Raw genomic sequence first — 5,028 nt, 5'->3', positions numbered from 1 at the left:
CGAAGCCTTGCGCCAGCCCCTGTCGCCCACGTCGGCTTTTCGCGCGCCCGCAACGGCTCCGGCCAGCGCCAGGGCAACTTCGCCCTTTCGCAAAGACCTTCAGATAACAGATGAAGAGTTTTTGCAGCTGCGTGATTTCATCTATCAGCAGTGCGGCATCTTTATCGCGGAAAACCGCAAGTACCTTGTGGAAAACCGCCTTTCCAACCGCATCAAGGACCTGAACCTCAAAAGCTATAGCGAGTATTACAACTATCTTCGCTTTGACGTCAGCCGCAGAACGGAACTGAACAAGCTCTTTGAGGTGGTGACCACCAACGAAACCAGCTTTTTCCGCAATCCTCCACAGCTTGAGGTTTTCCAAAAGCACGTGTTGCCTGGAATACTTGATCAGTGCCGACGCAACGGTTCAAAAAAACTGCGCATCTGGTCGGCGGGCTGCTCCACGGGTGAAGAGCCGTACACCCTGGCCATCATTTTGCACGAAGTGCTCAAAAGCGAAATTCACAGCTGGGATATCAAAATAACGGCCAACGACCTTTCTGAAGCGGTGCTCGCCGCCGCAAGACAGGGCATTTACAGCGAATACGCCTTGCGTACCACCCCCAAGGAAATCGTCGACGCCTACTTTATCAAGGACGGAAGCCTTTACAAGATCAAGCCGGAAATCAAGAACATCGTTTCCTTCGGTCAGATTAACCTCAGCGACAGGGAACAGCTGAAACGGGTGGAAAAGTCGCAGATCGTATTCTGCCGCAACGTCATCATCTATTTTGACGATGAAATGAAGCGCAAGGTGATAAACGCCTTTTATGATAACCTTGAAATCAACGGGGCGCTGCTCATCGGCCATTCAGAATCGCTGCACAATATCAGTCGCGCATTCCAGCTTGAGCATTTCAAGGGGACCATAGTCTACCGCAAGATGGCGTAGGGCAGGCATGCGAGCCAAGGTTCTTGCCATAGCCAATCAAAAAGGCGGCGTGGGAAAAACCACCACCGCGGTAAGTCTGGGCAGCGCGCTGGCGCGTGCGGACAAAAAAGTGCTGCTGCTGGATCTTGATCCCCATGCCTGCGCAACCCTGCATGCCAGAATTTATCCGGAGGATGTGCAATACAGTCTGCACGACCTTTTCCTTGCCGACGAGGCCCATTGGCCCGATCTGTGGCCGCACATGGTGCGCGCGCAGGCTTTGCACGGCATGGATCTGGCTCCGGGCAGCATACGGCTTTCAGAACTTGAAGTAGACTTTAAGGACCGCAGCGCCAAAGGCAGCGTACTGACGAAAAGCCTTGACTGCGTGCGGGACAGCTATGATTTTGTGGTGCTGGACTGCCCGCCGCATGTGGGCATTCTTCTGGTCAATGCCCTGGTTGCGGCAGACCTGCTTATCATTCCCATTCAGACAGACTTTCTGGCCCTGCACGGACTGAAACTGCTGTTTGACACGCTGCATACGCTCAACAAGGCCCTTGGCAGGCCGGTATTCTACAGGGCGCTGCCCACCATGTATGACCGGCGCGCCAAAGCCTGCACCAGGGTGCTTGAGCTTTTGCAGAACAAGATGGGGCATGCCATGTTTGCTTCAGTAGTGGGTGTGGACACGCGCTTCAGAGAGGCAAGCGCACAGGGATGCACCATCTACGACATAGACAAAAACTCCAGAGGCGCACGCTGCTACGAGTCTCTGGCCCAGGAAGTGTTGCACCTATGGTAAAAACGCCTGAAGAATACTTCGCCGGTCTGTCCTTTACGCCGCCCGAACAGGGAGCAACGTCATCCTTCAGTGATGCGGAACGGGCTTTTGTGCAGAAATATCTTGGCGGTGAAACGCTTGCCGCCCTGCCTGTGCAGACCCCTTTGACGGCCATGCCCTGTCCGGAGGCGGATTCGCCCCATGTCTCCACGGGAATGCCCTGTGCCGCCGCCTCCACAGCCGGTCAATACCGGCATGGCATGGATGACGAGGCAGCCGCGGTCCCGGCAGCAGGCGAACCGCTGAAGTCGCAACTGGCAACGCAAGACAAGGTGCAGATGGTGTCCTTTTATGTGCGTGAACAAATTTTTCTTTTGCCGGTTTGCGTTATTGTTGAGGTCTTGCGGCATATGCCCCTTACCCGCCTGCCCATGGCCCCTCCCTTTGTGGCCGGGGTAGTCAACCTGCGGGGCAGGGTCACTCCCCTGCTGCACCTGGATGCCCTGCTCACGCTGGAACAGCAGTACCACTACACACCAGGAAGCTTCATTGTGGTATGCAACGGAAAAGACATGCAGCTCGGCTTTATTGTGGACAAGATCCATACCATGTACCTGGTCGACCAGCAGAAAATAAACTGGAATGCCGAAAACCAGCTCGGGGCCAGCGCCGACTTTCTTTGCGGACTGGCGGAGGTGGGCGATCACCTGCACGGCATCATTGACCCGGAAGTTATCGTGGAAAAGCTGCTGGATATTTAAAAAATTCATTTTCCGCGCGTACACTCGCAAAATATATGGCACTCTGTTTACAAAATTCGGCCATGCAAAAAAAATTACGCCTGCGCATCCAGGGCGGACGTCCGCCCACGCACCCGCCCGGGCATTCAAGACGAAAATATTCCAGGCGCGCAAGGCCGCAAGCAAGCGCTTGCCCTTGCAAATACTATAAATAACATCTACGATATTTTGAAATTTTTTCTAAATTACATTTTTGCCATGACGCGAATAAATGCTGCAAATGCCCGCCATATCGGGCCGCACGAACATGCCGCGTTGTACCCTGGTTTCAGGCGACCGCCTTCAGCGCCTGCCGGAGACCGGACAAAATCCATGCTGCACTGCCTGCCAAAAAGGCAGTCAACATTTGACGGACAGGGACAGATATTATGAAAAAACATATCATGGTCGTCGATGACTCCAAAACCATCCGTAACCTGGTGGCCTTTGTGCTGAAAGGGGAAGGCTTCAAGGTCAGCACAGCCGAGGACGGCCTTGACGCCATCGAAAAGCTGTACAGCCTTGACCCGGTGGACTTGATCGTCTCTGATGTCAACATGCCGCGCATGGACGGTTTTACCTTCATTAAAACCATCCGCGCCCAGGATGCCTACAAAGACATCCCGATCATCGTGCTTTCCACCGAAGGGCAGGAAAAAGACATACAAACCGGTATGAGCCTTGGGGCCAACCTTTATATGGTCAAACCAGCGCAGCCGGAAAAAATGGTTCGCAATATAAAGATGCTCCTGGGCTAGCCGATAAGAAAGACAGTATTACCCGAAAAGGGTACAGCGCTTTCAGCCAAGTAAGGGTATGGGGTATGAGCCAGGATTTTTTTGACCCGGAATTATTTGCTGACTTCATTGCGGAAGCCAAAGAGCACCTCGAAACCATCGAGCCCAATCTTCTTGAGCTTGAAAAAGCTCCGGGGAACTTGGCGCTGCTCAACGACATTTTCCGTCCCATGCACTCGCTCAAGGGCGCTTCGGGCTTTCTTGGCCTGAACCGCATCAATCAGCTTGCCCACAAGTCTGAAAACATCTTGGATGAGCTGCGCAAGGGCAGCATGGTTGTCACGCCGGAAATTATGGACGTTATTCTGGCCTCCACAGACGCCCTGCGCCAGATGATCGACAACCTTGAGAGCAGCAACACGGAAGGCGAGGTGGAAGCCGGGCATATCATGGCCCAGATTGACGCCATCATGGCGGGAGAAAGCCCGGCACAGGGCCAGCCCCAACAGGCCGCCCCGGCGTCCCCCGCTTTTGCCGCTGAAGAGGCTGCCCCGCCTTCGGCCCCTGTGGCGCACGAGGCAGAAATACTTCCGCCAGCGCACGAAGACTCCGAAGCCCCGCTTTCCCCTGGTACATCCCCAGACATGTCCCCTGTGGCACAGCCCGGGGACAACACCTCCGCCAAGGTGGAAGGCACTGGCGGCATGAGCGGCAAGGAATGGGTCGCAACACTGCCTGCGCTGCCGCCCTACGCCCTTACGGCCTTCGGCGAAAGTCACCTCAAAGATTTCATTGATGAATCAAGTGAAATAATTGAAAATCTCACCAATGGCCTGCTTGAGCTGGAAGAAAATCCCACGGGTCAGGGCGAACTCGTCAACGACCTTTTCCGCTTTTTCCACAACATGAAGGGCAATAGCGGCATTATCGGTTACAACGACCTCAATGCCCTCACCCATGAAGCGGAAACACTGCTCAATAACGTGCGCCAGGGAAAAATCACCCCCACGCACGAGCTTATTGACCTGTTGCTGCTTGTTGTGGACGTTATGGAAGCTCTTGTACACAACATTGACGTTGCTTCAGGCCAGGCGTCGCCCTTTGAAACAGATGCTGTCGTCAGGCAGTTGCAAAAGGCCCTTGCCGGCGGCCCCATTGCCCTGCCTGCGGAATTGCTGAACGCTCAGGGCCGCGAACAGACGGATTCCGACAGTTCCGAGCAGGCGGATGACCATGCGGCTGCCAAGAAGGCGCCTGTGGAGGTGGTAACCCCCACCATCATTCCCGTCGGCTCTGAAAACGATGATGCCGAAGCTTTTCGCCTTACGGTGCAGCAGCAGATCGAAATTATCCATGCGGCCCTGAAAACCCTGAAAAAAGACGGCAGCCACAAAGATTCCATTGATGCCCTGTACCGTTGCCTGCTGGCGATAAAAAATGCCAGTGGTTTTATGGGACTGCCGGACATCAAGACCTATGCCGAGCGTACGGCCGGTATTGTGGATCAGGGCCGCAGCAGCGGCATAGACTTTGACCTCATGGTGGACCTGCTGGATCAGGAAGTGAGCATCATCGAAGACATGGTGCGCCAGGCCCTGAATGACGGCAAGGTTCCCACAGATGTCAACTCCGCCGCCAAAGAATCCGCTCCAGATACAGAGGGTGGGACTGAACCCGCAGCCGCCGCTGAAAAGCCTGAAAACGCCCAAACAGCAGCCAGCCCCGCCGTTCCTGTTCAGCCGCGGGCGGAAGCTCAGGACGCCACGCAGACTGCTGCAAAAACGGCTTCTCCTGCGACGGCGGCATCCGCTGGGC

5 protein-coding genes are annotated in these 5,028 nt (G+C 55.1%); all 5 read left to right on the top strand.

The genetic code is table 11. The features are described 5' to 3' along the window. Positions 1-103: 103 nt before the first annotated feature. On the top strand, positions 104-934 hold the full coding sequence (locus V6C16_RS07880) for a CheR family methyltransferase (RefSeq protein WP_333536429.1): 831 nt from the start codon (positions 104-106) through the stop codon (positions 932-934). Between the two features lie 7 nt (positions 935-941). Continuing rightward, positions 942-1,718, top strand: coding sequence for a ParA family protein (locus tag V6C16_RS07875; protein ID WP_333536427.1), 777 nt, complete (start codon positions 942-944; stop codon positions 1,716-1,718). Then, the gene (locus tag V6C16_RS07870) at positions 1,712-2,458 is read left to right on the top strand and encodes a chemotaxis protein CheW (RefSeq protein WP_333536425.1); all 747 of its coding nucleotides are present in this window, start codon (positions 1,712-1,714) and stop codon (positions 2,456-2,458) included. Before V6C16_RS07875 ends, V6C16_RS07870 begins: the two co-directional genes overlap by 7 nt. A gap of 407 nt (positions 2,459-2,865) precedes the next feature. Continuing rightward, a complete protein-coding gene (locus tag V6C16_RS07865; RefSeq protein WP_012625008.1) occupies positions 2,866-3,234 on the top strand; it encodes a response regulator in 369 nt (122 codons plus the stop codon). A 65-nt stretch (positions 3,235-3,299) separates the two neighbouring features. Beyond that, on the top strand, positions 3,300-5,028 hold a 1,729-nt coding region (locus V6C16_RS07860), incomplete at its 3' end, for an Hpt domain-containing protein (protein ID WP_333542976.1).

The sequence above is a fragment of the Desulfovibrio sp. 1188_IL3213 genome, assembly GCF_036763145.1.
Classification (GTDB): domain Bacteria; phylum Desulfobacterota; class Desulfovibrionia; order Desulfovibrionales; family Desulfovibrionaceae; genus Desulfovibrio.
The sequence above is the reverse complement of the archived record's forward strand: the minus strand, read 5'-3'. Positions and strand labels throughout refer to the sequence as shown.

Coding starts and splice junctions, on each gene's coding strand:
- V6C16_RS07870 (WP_333536425.1), top strand. CDS start 1,712: ATGGTAAAAACGCCTGAAGAATACTTCGCCGGTCTGTCCTTTACGCCG.
- V6C16_RS07875 (WP_333536427.1), top strand. CDS start 942: ATGCGAGCCAAGGTTCTTGCCATAGCCAATCAAAAAGGCGGCGTGGGA.
- V6C16_RS07865 (WP_012625008.1), top strand. CDS start 2,866: ATGAAAAAACATATCATGGTCGTCGATGACTCCAAAACCATCCGTAAC.